General features: G+C 72.6%; 12 protein-coding genes. 10 read left to right on the top strand and 2 right to left on the bottom strand.

Annotated elements, in window-relative coordinates; translation table 11 throughout:
* Window positions 1-252: 252 nt before the first annotated feature.
* Window positions 253-1,617 carry a diaminopimelate decarboxylase gene (locus ACFWNV_RS35450; protein ID WP_383955059.1) on the bottom strand — a complete coding sequence of 455 codons (1,365 nt, stop codon included), beginning with the start codon at window positions 1,615-1,617 and terminating at the stop codon, window positions 253-255.
* A 104-nt stretch (window positions 1,618-1,721) separates the two neighbouring features.
* Between ACFWNV_RS35450 and hutU the strand changes: the two genes are divergently transcribed.
* The 8 genes from hutU to ACFWNV_RS35410 all read left to right on the top strand — a co-directional run bounded on the left by hutU (window position 1,722) and on the right by ACFWNV_RS35410 (window position 11,699).
* Entirely contained in the window at window positions 1,722-3,386 is a 1,665-nt protein-coding gene (gene hutU, locus ACFWNV_RS35445; RefSeq protein WP_383955057.1) for a urocanate hydratase, read from the top strand.
* Window positions 3,387-3,409: 23 nt separating this feature from the next.
* A complete protein-coding gene (locus ACFWNV_RS35440) occupies window positions 3,410-4,600 on the top strand; it encodes an allantoate amidohydrolase (RefSeq protein ID WP_383955061.1) in 1,191 nt (396 codons plus the stop codon).
* The gene (locus tag ACFWNV_RS35435; RefSeq protein WP_383955055.1) at window positions 4,591-5,931 is read left to right on the top strand and encodes a formimidoylglutamate deiminase; all 1,341 of its coding nucleotides are present in this window, start codon (window positions 4,591-4,593) and stop codon (window positions 5,929-5,931) included. Before ACFWNV_RS35440 ends, ACFWNV_RS35435 begins: the two co-directional genes overlap by 10 nt.
* A gap of 185 nt (window positions 5,932-6,116) precedes the next feature.
* Window positions 6,117-7,295: an imidazolonepropionase gene (hutI, locus tag ACFWNV_RS35430; RefSeq protein ID WP_383955053.1), complete on the top strand. Its 1,179-nt coding sequence runs from the start codon at window positions 6,117-6,119 to the stop codon at window positions 7,293-7,295.
* A 177-nt stretch (window positions 7,296-7,472) separates the two neighbouring features.
* Complete coding sequence (locus ACFWNV_RS35425) at window positions 7,473-8,153, top strand: LPXTG cell wall anchor domain-containing protein (RefSeq protein ID WP_383955051.1); 681 nt, start codon at window positions 7,473-7,475, stop codon at window positions 8,151-8,153.
* Between the two features lie 17 nt (window positions 8,154-8,170).
* Window positions 8,171-9,232, top strand: coding sequence for a hypothetical protein (locus ACFWNV_RS35420; RefSeq protein ID WP_383955049.1), 1,062 nt, complete (start codon window positions 8,171-8,173; stop codon window positions 9,230-9,232).
* The gene (locus tag ACFWNV_RS35415; protein WP_383955047.1) at window positions 9,229-10,407 is read left to right on the top strand and encodes a hypothetical protein; all 1,179 of its coding nucleotides are present in this window, start codon (window positions 9,229-9,231) and stop codon (window positions 10,405-10,407) included. Before ACFWNV_RS35420 ends, ACFWNV_RS35415 begins: the two co-directional genes overlap by 4 nt.
* Window positions 10,404-11,699, top strand: coding sequence for a hypothetical protein (locus ACFWNV_RS35410; protein ID WP_383955045.1), 1,296 nt, complete (start codon window positions 10,404-10,406; stop codon window positions 11,697-11,699). Before ACFWNV_RS35415 ends, ACFWNV_RS35410 begins: the two co-directional genes overlap by 4 nt.
* Window positions 11,700-11,845: 146 nt before the next feature.
* Here ACFWNV_RS35410 and ACFWNV_RS35405 read toward each other — a convergent pair whose 3' ends face one another.
* Complete coding sequence (locus ACFWNV_RS35405) at window positions 11,846-13,363, bottom strand: peptide MFS transporter (RefSeq protein WP_383955043.1); 1,518 nt, start codon at window positions 13,361-13,363, stop codon at window positions 11,846-11,848.
* A gap of 493 nt (window positions 13,364-13,856) precedes the next feature.
* Here ACFWNV_RS35405 and ACFWNV_RS35400 point away from each other — a divergent pair, with 493 nt between their 5' ends.
* Both ACFWNV_RS35400 and ACFWNV_RS35395 read left to right on the top strand, forming a co-directional pair.
* Window positions 13,857-14,534 carry a response regulator transcription factor gene (locus tag ACFWNV_RS35400; protein ID WP_250736849.1) on the top strand — a complete coding sequence of 226 codons (678 nt, stop codon included), beginning with the start codon at window positions 13,857-13,859 and terminating at the stop codon, window positions 14,532-14,534.
* A gap of 49 nt (window positions 14,535-14,583) precedes the next feature.
* Entirely contained in the window at window positions 14,584-15,849 is a 1,266-nt protein-coding gene (locus ACFWNV_RS35395) for an ATP-binding protein (protein ID WP_383955041.1), read from the top strand.
* The last annotated feature ends 117 nt before the right edge of the window (window positions 15,850-15,966 follow it).

The raw sequence follows: 15,966 nt of genomic DNA, 5'->3' as shown, positions 1-15,966 counted from the left end.
GAGCCCCAGGGGGTCCGGGCGCAGCCCGGTACCCCTTTCAGCCCGTCCGGCGTTTGAGGACCGGGTCCGGGCCGGCCCGGGGAACGGTGGAAGGGTGGGTAGGGGACTTTGCCCCGCGCAGCGGCGAAGGGGGCTGCGGGGGAGCTTTGCCCCGCGCAGCGGCAGAGGGGGCTGCGGGGGACTTTGCCCCGCAGGGGCGAGCCGCACCCGGGCAGCGGGCGCCGCGGAGGGCGGGGGATGGCCCCCGGGGTGTCAGAGGAGGGCGTCCGGGGTGGCTGCGCCCGCTTCCGCGGGGATGGTGGAGGTGGGCTGGGCCGCGCGGGCCAGGGTGAAGCGGATGCCGCCGGGCGGGGTCACGGTGAAGCCGTGTACCGCGGGTCGCGGGAGGCTGTTGTAGCCGTAGTGGGCGGTGAAGGCGTACGCCCCGGTGTCGGGCACGCAGACCAGGTCCCCGGGCGCCAGCAGCGGCAGCTCCCGCGCAGCGGCCAGTAGGTCCCCCGCGAAGCACGCGGGCCCGGCGATGTCCTGGGCGACGGGGGGTCCCGTCAGTGGAGTCCCCTTCGCGGTGTAGGGGAGGATGCGCAGCGGCCAGGCCGCCGGGGCGTACACGGTGCGGGTGGCCAGCTGGACCCCCGCGTGCGTGAGGGCGATCGGGCGTCCGCCGGTGGTCTTCGTGTACTCCACCCGGGAGAGGACCAGGCCGTGTTTGGCCGTCAGGGACCGGCCGAACTCCGTGACCAGCCCGTACGCCCCGGAGAAGAGGCCGGGTACGGCCGAGCGCAGCGTGCTCGCGTACTCCGCGTACGTGGGGGTGGTGGTGTCCGAGGTGAAGTTCACCGGGAGCCCGCCGCCGATGTCCAGGGTGTCGACCTGCCGCCGCCCGGCCGCGGTGTTGATCTCCTCGGCCAGGGAGTACAGCTCCCGTACCCCTTCGGCGATCAGGGGGAGCGGAACCCCCTGGGAGCCCGAGTGGGTGTGCAGCCGGGTGAGCCAGGGCCGGTCGAGGTAGGCCCGTACGAGCCATGCGCGTGCGCCCGGATCGCGCAGCGCGATGCCGAACTTCGAGGTGGCCGTGGCGGTGGAGAGGGCGTCGATGGTGCCGGCGCCGGTCTGCGGGTTGATCCGTACGCCGATCGGGGAGGTGGTGGCCGTCCGGGCGACGAGGGCGTCGAGCCGTTCCAGCTCCTGGCGGTTGTCGGCGTTCACCGCGACGCCCAGGGCGAGGGCCTCGCGCAGCTCGGCGGCGGTCTTCGCGGGGGAGTCGAGGACGATGCGCTCGGGCGGGACCCCGGCCGCGCGGGCCAGGGCCAGCTCGCCGGGGCTGGCCACCTCGCAGCCGAGTCCGGCGTCGGCGAGCAGCCGCAGTACGGGGACGAGCGGGGCGGCCTTGACGGCGAAGGCGTGCAGGACGGGGGTGCCGGGGGCGAGGGCCCGGGCGAAGGCGCCGGTCAGGGCGGCGGCCGAGGCGCGGATGCCGGCGGTGTCGAGGAGGCAGAGGAGGGGGGCGTCCTCGTGGATCAGGCCCTGCTCGACGGCGGCCCGTACGGCGAGGTCCCTGCGCCGGGCGGCCTCCTCGGCGGAGGGCGCGGCGGTGTGCGCGTGTGCGTCGACTGCCATGTCCGCCATCCCATCATCCGGCGCGTCCGCCCGCAGCTGTTGACTGAATCTATTCATGGAGTGAAGATGTGAATAGATTTACCAACACCGGAGGAGGCACCGCCATGTCAGGACCCCGCCCCGTACGTGCCGCGCGAGGTACCGAGCTGAGCACCCTGGGATGGCAGCAGGAGGCCGCCCTGCGGATGCTCCAGAACAACCTCGACCCCGAGGTCGCCGAGCACCCCGACAAGCTCGTCGTCTACGGCGGCACCGGCAAGGCCGCCCGCGACTGGCGCTCGTACGACGCGATGGTCCGCACCCTCCAGACCCTCAAGCAGGACGAGACGATGCTCGTCCAGTCCGGCCGCCCGGTCGGCGTGATGCAGACCCACGAGTGGGCGCCGCGCGTGCTCCTCGCGAACTCCAACCTGGTCGGCGACTGGGCCAACTGGGAGGAGTTCCGCCGCCTGGAGAACCTGGGCCTGACCATGTACGGCCAGATGACGGCCGGTTCCTGGATCTACATCGGCACCCAGGGCATCCTCCAGGGGACCTACGAGACCTTCGCCGCCGTCGCCGCGAAGAAGTTCAACGGGACCCTGGCGGGCACCATCACCCTCACCGCCGGCCTCGGCGGCATGGGCGGCGCCCAGCCGCTGGCCGTGACGATGAACGACGGCGTCGCCATCTGCATCGACGTCGACCCGCGCGCCATCGACCGCCGCATCGAGCACCGTTACCTGGACGTCAAGGCGAACGACCTGCGGCACGCGCTGCAGCTCGCCGTCGAGGCGCGCGACACCCGCAAGCCGCTCTCCATCGGCCTGCTCGGCAACGCCGCCGAGCTGCTCCCGCAGATGCTGGCCGAGGGCGCGCCCATCGACATCGTGACGGACCAGACCTCCGCCCACGACCCGCTCGCCTACCTGCCGGTGGGTGTCGACCTCGACGACATGGCCGACTACGCGGCCAAGGACCCGGCCGGGTTCACCACCCGTGCCCGCGAGTCCATGGCCACGCACGTCGAGGCCATGGTCGGCTTCATGGACGCGGGCGCCGAGGTCTTCGACTACGGCAACTCCATCCGCGGCGAGGCCCAGCTGGCCGGCTACGAGCGCGCCTTCGCCTTCCCCGGCTTCGTCCCCGCCTACATCCGCCCCCTCTTCTGCGAGGGCAAGGGCCCCTTCCGCTGGGCGGCCCTGTCCGGCGAGGCCTCGGACATCCACAAGACCGACAAGGCGATGCTGGAGCTCTTCCCCGAGAACGAGTCCCTGCACCGCTGGATCAAGATGGCCGGCGAGCGCGTCCACTTCCAGGGACTGCCCGCCCGCATCTGCTGGCTCGGCTACGGCGAGCGCGACAAGGCCGGCGAGCGCTTCAACGAGATGGTCGCCGACGGCACCCTGGCCGCCCCCCTGGTCATCGGCCGCGACCACCTGGACTGCGGCTCGGTGGCCTCCCCGTACCGCGAGACCGAGGCCATGCTCGACGGCTCCGACGCGATCGCCGACTGGCCGCTGCTCAACGCCATGGTCAACGTGGCCTCCGGCGCCTCCTGGGTCTCCATCCACCACGGCGGCGGCGTCGGCATGGGCCGCTCCATCCACGCGGGCCAGGTCACGGTCGCCGACGGCACGAAGCTCGCGGGCGAGAAGATCCGCCGCGTCCTGACCAACGACCCGGGCATGGGCGTCATCCGCCACGTCGACGCCGGCTACGACATCGCCGAGACGGTCGCCGACGAGCGCGGCGTCCGCATCCCCATGCGCGAGGGCGACGACGCGTGAGCGAGGCCGCATCGTTCCACCGCATGTGGGCCGAGCTCGCGCCCATCGGCCGCCACGCGGACTCCGGCGGGTACCGCCGCTTCGCCTGGACCGGCGCCGACGCCGACTGCCGCACCTGGTTCCAGGCGCAGGCCGAGGCGCGCGGGCTCGCGTACGAGACCGACCGCAACGGCAACCAGTGGGCCTGGCTCGGCGACCCCATGGCCGGTGACGCCGTGGTCACCGGCTCCCACCTGGACTCCGTCCCCGACGGCGGGCCCTTCGACGGCCCCCTCGGGGTGGTGTCCTCCTTCGCGGCCCTGGACGAACTCCGCAGGAGGGGAGCGGAGTTCTCCAGGCCCCTGGCCATCACCAACTTCGGCGACGAGGAAGGGGCCCGCTTCGGGCTGGCCTGCGTCGGCTCCCGGCTCGCCGCCGGGCAGCTGACCAAGGAGAAGGCGTACGAGCTCCGCGACGCGGACGGCATCAGCCTCCCGCAGGCCATGGAGGAGGCCGGGTACGACCCCGCCGCCATCGGCGCCGACCCCGAACGCCTCGCCCGCATCGGCGCCTTCGTCGAACTGCACGTGGAACAGGGCCGCGCCCTGGACCTGTCGGGCGACCGGGTCGGCATCGCCTCCGCGATCTGGCCGCACGGCCGCTGGCGCTTCGACTTCCGCGGCGAGGCCAACCACGCCGGCACCACCCGGCTGGCCGACCGCCGCGACCCGATGCTCACCTACGCGCAGACCGTGCTCGCGGCCCGCGCCGAGGCGGCCCTTGCCGGGGCCGTGGCCACCTTCGGGAAGATCGCCGTCGAACCCAACGGGGTCAACGCCATCCCCTCCCTCGTCCGCGGCTGGCTCGACTCCCGCGCCGCCGACCAGGCCACCCTCGACACGGTCGTCACCGCGATCGAGAAGGCCGCCCGCGAGCGCGCGGACGCGGAGGGGATCGACCTGGACGTGGTCCGGGAGTCCTTCACCCCGGTCGTCGAGTTCGAGCACGCCCTGCGCGAGGAGATGAACCGGATCCTCGGCGGATCCGTCCCCGTGCTCGGCACGGGCGCGGGACACGACGCCGGGATCCTCTCGGCGGCCGTCCCGACCGCCATGCTGTTCGTACGCAACCCGACCGGGGTCTCGCACTCCCCGCGGGAGTTCGCCGCCGAGGACGACTGCGTGGCAGGGGTCCTCGCACTCGCCGACGTACTGGAAGGCCTCGCGTGCCGTTGAAGACGTACTGGCTGGAGCACGCCTGGCTCGGCACCCATGTCGAGCCGGGCGTCGCCCTGGACGTAGGAGCGGACGGGCGGATCTCCGCCCTGCGGACCGGGGCCGAGACCCCGCCCCCGGGAGCGGAGGTCCTGCGCGGCCTGACGGTCCCGGGCCTGGCCAACGCGCACAGCCACGCCTTCCACCGGGCCCTGCGCTCGACGGTGCAGGTCGGCTCGGGCACCTTCTGGACCTGGCGCGACTTCATGTACAAGGTCGCCCAGAACCTCACCCCCGACAGCTACTTCGCGCTCGCCCGCGCCGTCTACGCCGAAATGGCGCTGGCCGGCATCACCGCGGTGGGCGAGTTCCACTACGTCCACCACGCCCCCGGCGGAGTCCCGTACGCAGACCCCAATGCCATGGGCGAGGCCCTGATCGCGGCCGCCGCCGAGGCCGGCATCCGCATCACGCTCCTCGACACGGCGTACCTGGCGGCGGGCTTCGGGGCGGCACCCAACCCCCACCAGCTGCGCTTCTCCGACGGCACCGCGGACGCCTGGGCCGAGCGGGTCTCGGCCCTCAAGCCCCGCGAACACGCCCTGATCGGCGCCGCGATCCACTCGGTCCGCGCGGTCCCGGCGGAACAGCTCGCCACCGTCGCCGGCTGGGCGTCCGAACGCCGGGCCCCGCTCCACGTCCACCTCTCGGAGCAGACCGCCGAGAACGACGCCTGCCTGGCCGCCCACGGCCGCACCCCGACCCAACTGCTCGCCGAGCACGGGGTGCTCGGCCCGCGCACCACCGGCGTGCACAACACGCACCTCACCGACGCGGACATCGCGCTCCTGGGCTCCACCAGTACCGGCACCTGCATGTGCCCCACCACCGAACGCGACCTCGCCGACGGCATCGGCCCGGCCGTACGCCTCCAGCGCGCGGGCAGTCCGCTCTCGCTGGGCAGCGACAGCCACGCGGTGATCGACCTGCTCGAAGAGGCCCGGGCGATGGAACTGAACGAGCGGCTGAGCAGCCGTACGCGCGGCCACTGGACGGCGAACGCCCTGCTCACCGCCGCCACCGAGGACGGGCACGCGGCCCTCGGCTGGTCCCAGGCGGGCCGTCTGGAGGCGGGCGCCCTCGCGGACTTCACCACCATCGCCCTCGACTCCGTCCGCACGGCGGGCGCGCTGCCCCGCCTCGGCGCGGAGACGGCCGTCTTCGCCGCCTCGGCCGCGGATGTCCGCCACACGGTGGTGGGCGGCCGCCACATCGTCCGCGACGGCGCCCACACCCTCATCGAGGACGTCCCGTCCTCCCTGGCCGCCACCATCGCAGCCCTCCGCGGCTGACGACTCCGCCTGCGGCGGGCCTCCCCCCACCCCGCCCCTTCCCGAAACCGGGGCTCCGCGAATCCAGCCCGCGCGGCGTTTGAGCGCACCGGGCGCGCAGCGCCCGGAACGGGGTCCGGGGCGGAGCCCCGGTTTCGGGAAGGGGCGGGGTGGGGGAACACACCACTCGACGACCCCGAGGGATCATGACCACCACAGCCATCACCAACATCGGCAGCCTCGTCACCAACGACCCCGCCCAGGGCGACGGCACCCCCCTCGGCCTCATCCAGAACGCGGCGGTCGTCATCGAGGACGACAAGATCACCTGGGTCGGCCCCGCCGACAGGGCCCCCGCCACGGACACGGCGTACGACGCCGAGGGCCGCGCCGCGATCCCCGGCTTCGTCGACTCCCACTCCCACCTCGTCTTCGCGGGCGACCGCACCGCCGAGTTCAACGCCCGCATGTCCGGCCGCAGCTACTCCGCCGGAGGCATCCGCACCACGGTCGCCGCCACCCGCGCCGCCTCCGACGCCGCGCTCGAAGCGAACCTGGTGCGCCACCTCCGCGAGGCCCGCCGCCAGGGCACCACCACCTTCGAGACCAAGTCCGGCTACGGCCTCACCGTCCAGGACGAGGCACGAGCCCTCCGCATCGCCGCCGCGCACACCGAGGAGGTCACCTACCTCGGCGCGCACATCGTCTCCCCGGACTACGCCGACGACCCGGCCGGCTACGTGGACCTCGTCACCGGCGAGATGCTGACCGCCTGCGCCCCGTACGCCCGCTGGGTGGACGTGTTCTGCGAGAAGGGCGCCTTCGACGGCGACCAGGCCCGGGCGATCCTCACGGCCGGCGCCGCCGCCGGGCTGATCCCGCGCGTCCACGCCAACCAGCTCTCCCACGGGCCCGGCGTCCAGCTCGCCGTCGAGCTGGAAGCCGCCTCCGCCGATCACTGCACGCACCTCACCGACGCCGACGTGGACGCGCTCGCCCAGGCGGCCGGCACGACGGTGGCCACCCTGCTGCCCGGTGCTGAGTTCTCCACCCGTGCGCAGTGGCCCGATGCCCGCCGGCTCCTCGACGCGGGGGTCACCGTGGCACTGTCGACGGACTGCAACCCGGGCTCCTCCTACACGAGTTCGATGCCGTTCTGCATCGCCCTCGCCGTCCGCGACATGGGGATGACCCCGGACGAGGCCCTGTGGTCCGCCACCGCCGGCGGTGCCCGCGCCCTGCGCCGCACCGACATCGGCGTCCTGACCCCCGGCGCCCGCGCCGACCTGGCCCTGCTCGACGCCCCCAGCCATGTCCACCTCGCCTACCGGCCGGGTGTCCCGCTGGTCTCGGCGGTCTGGCAGAAGGGCCTCAAGACGGCCTGAAACAGCCGTAATCCATACGCCGCAGGCCGCCCCCGGGGGCGGCCTGCGGCGTATGGACGGGCTGTTGATACGGCGCTGTCCTTTGTCTTCCCTCCGTAAGGCCCCGGGGCTACCTTGAGCCACCAATCTGATGTGCCGTCAGTAACTTGTGGCCCAAGGTTCGAGGGGAAGACGAAGGTGTCCGACCGGAAACGCTCCACCGCGCTCGCGCTGGCCTCCGCGCTGGCGGGGGCGGCGGTACTGCTGGCCGCCCCCGCAGCCCATGCGGCCGTTGTCGATGTCCAGTACGACTGCAAGACCCCCATCGGGGACAAGTCGGCGGTCTCGCCGATCGAGATCAAAGGAGTCAAGGAGGGGAGCGGCTACAAGCTGACGATGTCCTTCCAGAAGGGCGTCTCCTCCAGCCCCGTCGAGCTCGGCAAGGGCGCGATGACGCCCAGCGCCGTGATCGTGGTCGACGGTGCGGAGAAGGTGTCGGTACCGGTCTCCGGGGCGCCCAACCCCGAGGCCATTCCGGCCAACACCCCCATCAAGATCTCCGACCTCTCGGGCACGTACACGCCCAAGAAGTCCGGCAAGGTCACCCTCACCGCGGGCGTGCTCACGATCAAGGCGATGGGTACGACCACCACCTGCACCCCGGGCAACAGCCCCAAGCCGTCCCTCGAACTCGATGTGACGGGCTCCGGCGGCGCCACCGGATCCACGGGCTCCACGGGCTCCACCGGGGACAGCCTCCCGCAGACGGGCCCCGAGGACTCCGCGATCGCCCTCGGAACCCTCGGCGCCACCGTGCTCCTCTCCGGCGCGGCCGGCGTGCTCTGGCTGACCCGCCGCGGCCAGCGGGCCCGGTCCTGAACGGAGCGCACCCGGTCATGTCCGTGCTCCACTCGCCCCGCAGGCCCGGCGGGCTCCTCCTCGCCACCGTCGCCGCCGCCGTCGCCGTGCTGTCCTGCACGGCGGCGGCCCCGGCCGCCGCCGACGAGCCCGGCTGGACCGCCGAGCCCGTCGCCGGGAGCGCGCCGGCGGCGGCGAAGTCCGGGGCCCGCCCGTACCCCGCGCGCCCGTACTTCTACCTCTCGGGCACCTCCGGCACGGTGCTGGAGGACCGCCTCGCCCTGGCCAACACCAGCGACCGGGAGCACACCATCACCCTGCGCGGCGCCGACGCCTACAACACGGCCGCCGGCGCCTTCGCCGTGCGACCCGACAAGGAGTCCACCGGCGCGGGCCTGTGGATCAGCTTCGGCGCGGGCACCACGGTCAAGGTCCCGGCGCACACCCGCGCCGTGGTCCCCTTCACCGTCACCGTGCCGCCCGGCTCCCCGCCCGGGGACCACCCGGCCGCCGTCGTCGCCACCGAGTCCGGCCGCGAGGTGGGCGTACGGGTCCACCTGCGCGTCGGCGGCCCGGCGCTGGCGGCGCTCACGGTCGAGGACGTCTCCGTACGCGGCAAGGGCGCGACCGCGCGCGTGGCGTACACCCTGGTCAACCGCGGCAACGTGGCCCTCGCCCCCGAGCTCGCCATCGGCGCCGAGGGAACCCTCGGCAAGGTCGCGGGCCGCAGCATCCGCACCCTGCCGGTCGAGGTGCTGCCCGGCCAGCGCGTGGAACTGACCGAACCCTGGCCCGGCGCGCCCGTGTTCGACCGGGTCGCCCTGACCCTCACCGTCACGGCCCCCGGCGGCGCCCGCGCCACGGGCAGCACCTCGGCCTGGTTCGTGCCCTGGGGCATCGCGGGCACGACCGGCCTCGGGCTGCTGGGCCTCGGCGCCGTCGCGTCGGCCGCACTGCTCCTCGAACGCAAGCGGCGCATCCGGTCCGGCGACGGGCCCGGACCGGGGTCCGGACCGGGAGCCGGGCCCGCCCCGCACGGGAGCGCCGTACCCGAAGAAGCCCCAGCGCCGGAACACGAGTTGACGGGAGCACCCAGGTGAGCGCCAAGGCCGGTGGGAGACGCGGCGGCACGATCAGGGCCCTGGCCGTCGCGGGACGCGCGGGGCTGGCGGCGGGGTTGGCGGTGTGCGCGCTGACGCTGTTCGCGGCGGCCCCGGCCGCCGCGGACGACGGGCCCGAACCCGCGGTGGCCCTCTCGCTCAAGGAGGCCGCCAAGGGCACGGAGCTGGCCGTCACCGGAACGGGCTGGCGGGCCAAGACCATGGTGATGCTGCTGGTCTGCGGGCAGAACATGATCGGCGGCACCAACAGCTGCGCCAACGCCGACGGGGTGGCCGTCTCGGTCGCCGATGACGGGCACTTCTCCGCGCAGCTCCCGGTCGTCGCCCCGCCCAAGCCCTGCCCCTGCGTGGTCAACGTGACCTCCGTCAACGGGGACCAGTCCACCGTCGCGGCCCCGCTGAAGATCACCGACCACCCGGTGGCCGACCTGCCGGCCGAGAGCGGCACGGCCCGGCTCGCCCTGCTCACCGGGGTCCGGCTCAAGGGTGAGGACGGGGTGCTGACCTGGTTCGGGGCCCCGCCCGGCCGGAAGTTCACGGTCACCGTGGGCAATCTCGGCTCCGCCGCGGTCAAGGACCCGGTCTTCCAGCTCGGCACCGCCCACGGGGTGTTCGCGCCGACCTGGGAGGAGGTCCGCTGGAAGGGCACCATCCCGCCCGGCGGCAAGGCGGAGGTCGCCCTCGACGCCACCCTCCCGGCCGGCGCCCACGGGGACTACACCCTCTCCCTCAAGTACGGGGAGACGGTCCTGGCCACCCAGCCCTGGGGCGTGGCCCGCCCGTACGGGGTGCTGCTGTTCTGGGGCCTGCTCCTGCTGGTGATCCCGGCCGGGATCTTCCGGATCGGCATGGCCGTCGTCGACAAGGCCCGCCCGCGTGCCGGGCTCTCGTCGAACGGCGGCCGCCACCGCGGCCACCGGCCGCAGTCCGACCCGGCGGCGGCGGTGACCGCCCGGCTGCCCCGGATCCCGGCGGTACGGGGGCCCGCGCGCGGCCCCGTACGCGTCCCGCCGGCCGAACCCCCACAGACCACCACGGCGGCCCTGCCGTGGTTCACCCCGGACAGCGCGCCGGGGACAGCGGAAACACAGGCAACTGCACCACAGACGTCCGCACCGTCTGAGAACAGTCCGACGACGAAGGGACTTCAGTGAAAACCCAACGGAGGGCGAGCGCGGCCGCGGTCGCGCTGCTGCTCGGCGGCGCGGGCATCGTCATGGGGGCCACGCCTGCTCAGGCGGAGGTGGTCGAGGTCAAGTACGACTGCCAGACGCCCATCGGCTCCAAGTCGGCGGTCTCGCCGATCGACATCAAGGCCGTCAAGGAGGGCAGCGGGTACAAGGTGACGATGTCCTTCCAGAAGGGCGTCTCCTCCAGCCCCGTCGGGCTCGAGGCGGGCTCGATGACCCCGAGCGCGAAGATCGTTCTGGGCGGTGACGACACCGGGGCGCTCGATGTCACCGGCCCGGCCAACCCCGAGAAGATCCCGGCCAACACTCCCATCAAGATCAGCGATCTGTCGGGCACGTACACGCCCAAGAAGTCCGGCAAGGTCACCTTCACCGCCGGCGTCCTGCTGATCAAGGCGTTGGGGACGACCTCCACCTGTACCCCGGGCAACAGCCCCAAGCCGTCCCTGGAACTGGACGTGACGGTCGGGGGCGGCACCACGCCGCCCACCACCCCGCCGCCGACCAGCAAGCCCCCCACCAGCCCGCCGCCCACCAGCAAGCCCCCGACCACTCCGCCGCCCACCACGGCTCCGCCCACCAGCCCCGCGCCGTCCCCGACCGACGGGGGCCAGACCGACTTCCCGGGCAAGCCCGTGGACGTCACCTTCGACTGCGGGGCCTTCATGCCCAACGGCCCGCTGAAGGGCAAGGTGACGATCAACGCGAAGAAGAACGGCGGCAGCTACGAACTGACCGCCACGACCGCCAAGGGCGTCATGAACAGCCCCGCGGACCTTCCGGCGGGCGCGCTCCAGCCCGCGCTGGACATCAAGCTCGGCGGCGCCGACAGCGGCATCGTCAAGGTCAGCGGGCCGGGCAACCCCGAGCCGATCAAGGTCGGCGCCCCGGTCAGCCTCAGTGACATGAAGGGCACCTACAAGCCCGGCAAGACCGGCAAGACCACGCTGACCCCGGACAAGCTGACGATCAGCGTGGTCATGGCCCCGGGCGCCGCACCGATCGTGGTGCCCTGCACCGCGAGCGGAGCCACGGCCTCGCTCACGCTGGACACCGCCGCCCAGCCCGGCGGCTCCGGCACCTCCGGCTCTTCCGGCTCCTCGGGCAGCGCCGCCGCCGCGGGCGGCCTCGCCCAGACCGGAGCCTCGGACGAGGGCGGCATCAAGGCCCTGGCCCTGGTCGCCGGCACGGTCATGCTGCTTGGCGCGGCCGTCTTCACCTTCACCCCGTGGCGCCGCCTGCGCGGCCGGCGGTAACGGCCCGCCGGCGGCAACCGTCCGCCGGCGGCAACCGTCCGCCGGCGGCAACTGCACTCCCGCGGGAAACGGCCCGCCCGCGGGAAACGGAACGGCCCGGCACACCTTTCGGTGTGCCGGGCCGTTCGCGCGGAAGGCCGGGTGCGTCAGTGCACGGTGCCCATCAGGGCCTGGACCTTCTTGCGGTACGCGTAGACCGCGAGGCCGGCGACCACTGCGGCCAGGGCCTCGAAGCCGATGATCCAGGTGCCGTTCAGGTCCACCTTGGCGATGGAGAGCAGGCTGGTGATGCAGTCACCGGCGGTGACCGCGAGGAACCAGACGCCCATCATCTGGGAGGCGTACTTCTGCGGCGCCATCTTCGTGGTGACCGAGAGGCCGACCGGGGAGAGGCACAGCTCACCGATGGTCTGGATCATGTAGATCGAGACGAGCCACATCGGGGAGACCATGGTGCCGTCGCCCGCCATGTTCATCGGGACGATGAAGACGAAGAACGAGGCGCCGACCAGGACCAGACCCATCGCGAACTTCACGATGGTGTTCGGCTCCTGGTTCTTGCGGGCCAGCCACAGCCACAGCCAGGCGAAGACCGGGGCCAGGGTCATCACGAACAGCGGGTTCAGCGACTGGTACCAGGTGGCCGAGAAGCCGAGTCCGAAGACGGTGTCGGCGGTCTTGTCATCGGCGAACAGGGACAGCGTGGAGCCACCCTGGTCGTAGATCATCCAGAAGACGGCGGCGGCGACGAAGAAGAAGATGTACGCGGTCATCTTCGACTGCTCGGTGCCCGACAGGTCCTTGTCGCGCTTGATGCGCGCCAGCACGGCGACCGGGATGAACAGGCCGGCCAGCGTCAGCGGGACCAGGGCCCAGTTCAGCGTGTAGGCGCCCAGGGCGACCACGGCGCCGTAGAAGACGGCGATGCCCACGGCCGCGAGGGCGACCTTCGTGAGGACGGCCTTGCGCTCCTCGGGGGACAGCGGGTTCGGGACCAGGCTGCTCTTCGGGCTCAGGTGCTTGGTGCCGAGCAGGAACTGGGCGAGGCCCAGCGCCATGCCGACGGCCGCGAGGGCGAAGCCCATGTGCCAGTTGTGCTCCTTGCCGACCGTTCCGACGACGAACGGAGCGACGAAGGCGCCGAGGTTGATGCCGATGTAGAAGAGGGTGAAGCCACCGTCACGGCGCGGGTCCTCGGGACCGTCGTACAGGTGGCCGACCATCGTGGAGATGTTGGCCTTCAGCAGGCCGGAACCGGCTGCGACGAGGATCAGACCGACGAAGAACATCGCCTGGCCCGGCACGGCCAGCGAGATGTGACCGGCAATGATCACGAATCCGGCGATGGCGACCGTCTTGCGGGCGCCCCAGACGCGGTCACCGAACCATCCGCCCGGCATGGCCATCAGGTAGACCATGGAGACGTACACGGAGTAGATCGCCGTGGTCGTCGCCGCGGTCATCGCGAGGCCGCCGCCCTGGCTGCCCGTGGCGGCGTCGGCGCCGCCCGAGACCAGGTAGTACACGAGGAGGGCGCGCATGCCGTAGTAGGAGAACCGCTCCCACATCTCGGTCATGAACAGAGTGGCCAGGCCACGGGGGTGTCCGAAGAAGGTCTTCTCGGTGGACGAGTCCGCCGAGCCCTTCGTCAGGCTGGAAGCCATGGTCGATCCTTGCTTGCTCGGGACGCGCGGCTTCGTGAGCTCAACGGCGCCCGGTGAGGGGTGGCCGGTACCGGCTTCGGGTGCTCCGGACCCCACGCCCGGGGGTTCGCTCCGCGGGGGCGAAGACGAAGGAACATCCGACACCGGGATCCACGCCCGCCGCGCTCCATCGCGCGAAGGGCCCGGCCCATAGGTCATTCACAGTCATCTGCTGCCCGGAACGGGCGTGCGATAACAATGCCTGCCCGATCAGGGCAGAAATAGAGACTTTCGGCTGGTTTTCGCTCGAAAGTCTCTTGGAGGTAGTGCATCAGGCGTCTCGACACCATACGACACGACAGTGGCGCATATGAAAGTACTTGAGATATGGATCACAGGTGGCGGTGGAACCAACTGGCCACATTCGAAGGCCGTGAGGAGTTAATAAGCCCAGATAGACAGGGCCTTGCAGGTGGGCCTCTTCTTTCCCCCGCCGCGGACTACCATCACCCACATGACGCGTGTACTGCTCGCCGAGGACGACGCATCCATCTCGGAACCCCTGGCCCGCGCCCTGCGCCGGGAAGGGTACGAGGTCGAGGTCCGGGAGGACGGCCCCACCGCCCTGGACGCGGGACTGCAGGGCGGCATCGACCTCGTCGTGCTGGACCTGGGGCTGCCGGGCATGGACGGTCTGGAAGTCGCCCGCCGGCTGCGTGCCGAGGGCCACGGTTTCCCGATCCTGGTCCTCACCGCCCGGGCCGACGAGGTCGACACGGTCGTGGGCCTGGACGCCGGCGCCGACGACTACGTGACCAAACCCTTCCGGCTGGCCGAGCTGCTCGCCCGGGTCCGGGCCCTGCTGCGCCGCGGCGCCAACGAGGCCTCCCAGGCCCCGGCCACCCACGGGGTGCGCATCGACGTCGAATCGCACCGCGCCTGGATGGGCGAGGAGGAGCTCCAGCTCACGGCGAAGGAGTTCGACCTGCTGCGGGTCCTCGTCCGCGACGCGGGCCGGGTCGTCACCCGCGACCAGCTCATGCGCGAGGTCTGGGACACCACCTGGTGGTCCTCCACCAAGACCCTCGACATGCACATCTCCTGGCTGCGCAAGAAGCTCGGAGACGACGCGGCCAACCCCCGTTACATCGCCACCGTCCGCGGGGTCGGCTTCCGCTTCGAGAAGAGCTGAGACCGCGCGGGACCGCATCACCGGGGACGACTAGGGCATTCTCGGAGACATGCGCCGCCGTCTGATCAACTCCACGCTCGCCGTGGTGCTCGTCGTCATCGCCGTCTTCGGGGTCTCCCTCGTCATCGTCGAGACGCGCACCATCACCAGCAGCGCCCAGGACCGCATCGAGTCCGATGCGCTGCGGCTGGTGGGCGCCGTCGAGAGCGACGTCCTGGAGAAGAAGCCGATCGACCCCGACGCGCTCTCCGGGCAGCTCGGCGCCGGCCGGTACGCCCGGATCACGATCCCCGGCCGGGCACCGGTCGAGATCGGGGCGCCCATCGCCGACAGCGTCGTCCGGGGCACCGCCCGCGGTGAGCGGGGCGAGGTCGTGGTCGTGGAGGAGTCCCGTTCCACCGTCACCCGCGAGGTCGGCCGGACCCTGGCCGTGGTCGGCGCCGTCGCGCTGCTCGCCGTCGTGGCGGCCGTCCTGCTCGCCGTACGCCAGGCCAACCGGCTGGCCTCCCCGCTGACCGACCTCGCCGAGACGGCCGAGCGCCTCGGATCGGGAGACCCGCGGCCCCGCCACAAGCGGTACGGGGTCCCCGAGCTGGACCGGGTCGCCGACGTACTGGACTCCAGCGCCGAGCGGATCGGCCGCATGCTCACCGCCGAGCGGCGCCTCGCCGCGGACGCCTCGCACCAGCTGCGCACCCCGCTCACCGCCCTGTCGATGCGGCTGGAGGAGATCACCGTCACCGACGACCTGGAGACCGTACGGGAGGAGGCGACGATCGCCCTGACCCAGGTGGAACGGCTCACCGACGTGGTCCAGCGGCTCCTGACGAACTCCAGGGACCCGCGCACGGGCTCGGCCGTCCCCTTCGACCTGGACGAGGTCGTCAAGCAGCAGCTGGAGGAGTGGCGCCCCGCCTACCGCAGCGCCGGCCGGGCCGTCGTCCGCTCCGGGAAGACCGGCATCCGCGCCGTGGGCACCCCGGGCGCGGTCTCGCAGGTCCTGGCGACCCTGGTGGAGAACTCCCTCATGCACGGCGGCGGCACCGTGGCCCTGCGCACCCGCGTGATCGGCAACCAGGCCGTACTGGAGGTCACCGACGAGGGACCGGGAGTCCCGCCGGACCTCGGCAACCGGATCTTCGAGCGGGCCATCAGCGGCCGCAACTCCACCGGCATCGGCCTCGCCGTGGCCCGGGACCTCGCGGAGGCGGACGGCGGGCGCCTGGAGCTGCTCCAGACCCGGCCGCCGGTGTTCGCCCTGTTCCTCAGCCGGACCGCCCCGCAGCGCTCCGAACCGGAGCAGACGGTCCGCTGAGGGCGGCCGCGGGCGGGGAGCCCGGCTCGGGCCGCCTCAGTTCGCGGCGGTCTCGGGGGTCCGCGTCACCGGGGCCTGTGCGTCCACAGGAGCTCCGGGGGCTCCGGGGGCTGTGGG

The sequence above is a fragment of the Streptomyces sp. NPDC058401 genome, from assembly GCF_042722885.1.
Taxonomy (GTDB): Bacteria; Actinomycetota; Actinomycetes; order Streptomycetales; family Streptomycetaceae; genus Streptomyces.
The sequence above is the reverse complement of the archived record's forward strand: the minus strand, read 5'-3'. Positions and strand labels throughout refer to the sequence as shown.

What these genes read in the sequence shown, in the direction of transcription:
- ACFWNV_RS35440 (WP_383955061.1), top strand. Translation starts at nt 3,410, where the DNA reads ATGTGGGCCGAGCTCGCGCCCATCGGCCGCCACGCGGACTCCGGCGGG.
- ACFWNV_RS35420 (WP_383955049.1), top strand. Translation starts at nt 8,171, where the DNA reads ATGTCCGTGCTCCACTCGCCCCGCAGGCCCGGCGGGCTCCTCCTCGCC.
- ACFWNV_RS35395 (WP_383955041.1), top strand. Translation starts at nt 14,584, where the DNA reads ATGCGCCGCCGTCTGATCAACTCCACGCTCGCCGTGGTGCTCGTCGTC.
- hutI (WP_383955053.1), top strand. Translation starts at nt 6,117, where the DNA reads ATGACCACCACAGCCATCACCAACATCGGCAGCCTCGTCACCAACGAC.
- ACFWNV_RS35450 (WP_383955059.1), bottom strand. Translation starts at nt 1,617, where the DNA reads ATGGCAGTCGACGCACACGCGCACACCGCCGCGCCCTCCGCCGAGGAG.
- ACFWNV_RS35400 (WP_250736849.1), top strand. Translation starts at nt 13,857, where the DNA reads ATGACGCGTGTACTGCTCGCCGAGGACGACGCATCCATCTCGGAACCC.
- ACFWNV_RS35405 (WP_383955043.1), bottom strand. Translation starts at nt 13,363, where the DNA reads ATGGCTTCCAGCCTGACGAAGGGCTCGGCGGACTCGTCCACCGAGAAG.
- hutU (WP_383955057.1), top strand. Translation starts at nt 1,722, where the DNA reads ATGTCAGGACCCCGCCCCGTACGTGCCGCGCGAGGTACCGAGCTGAGC.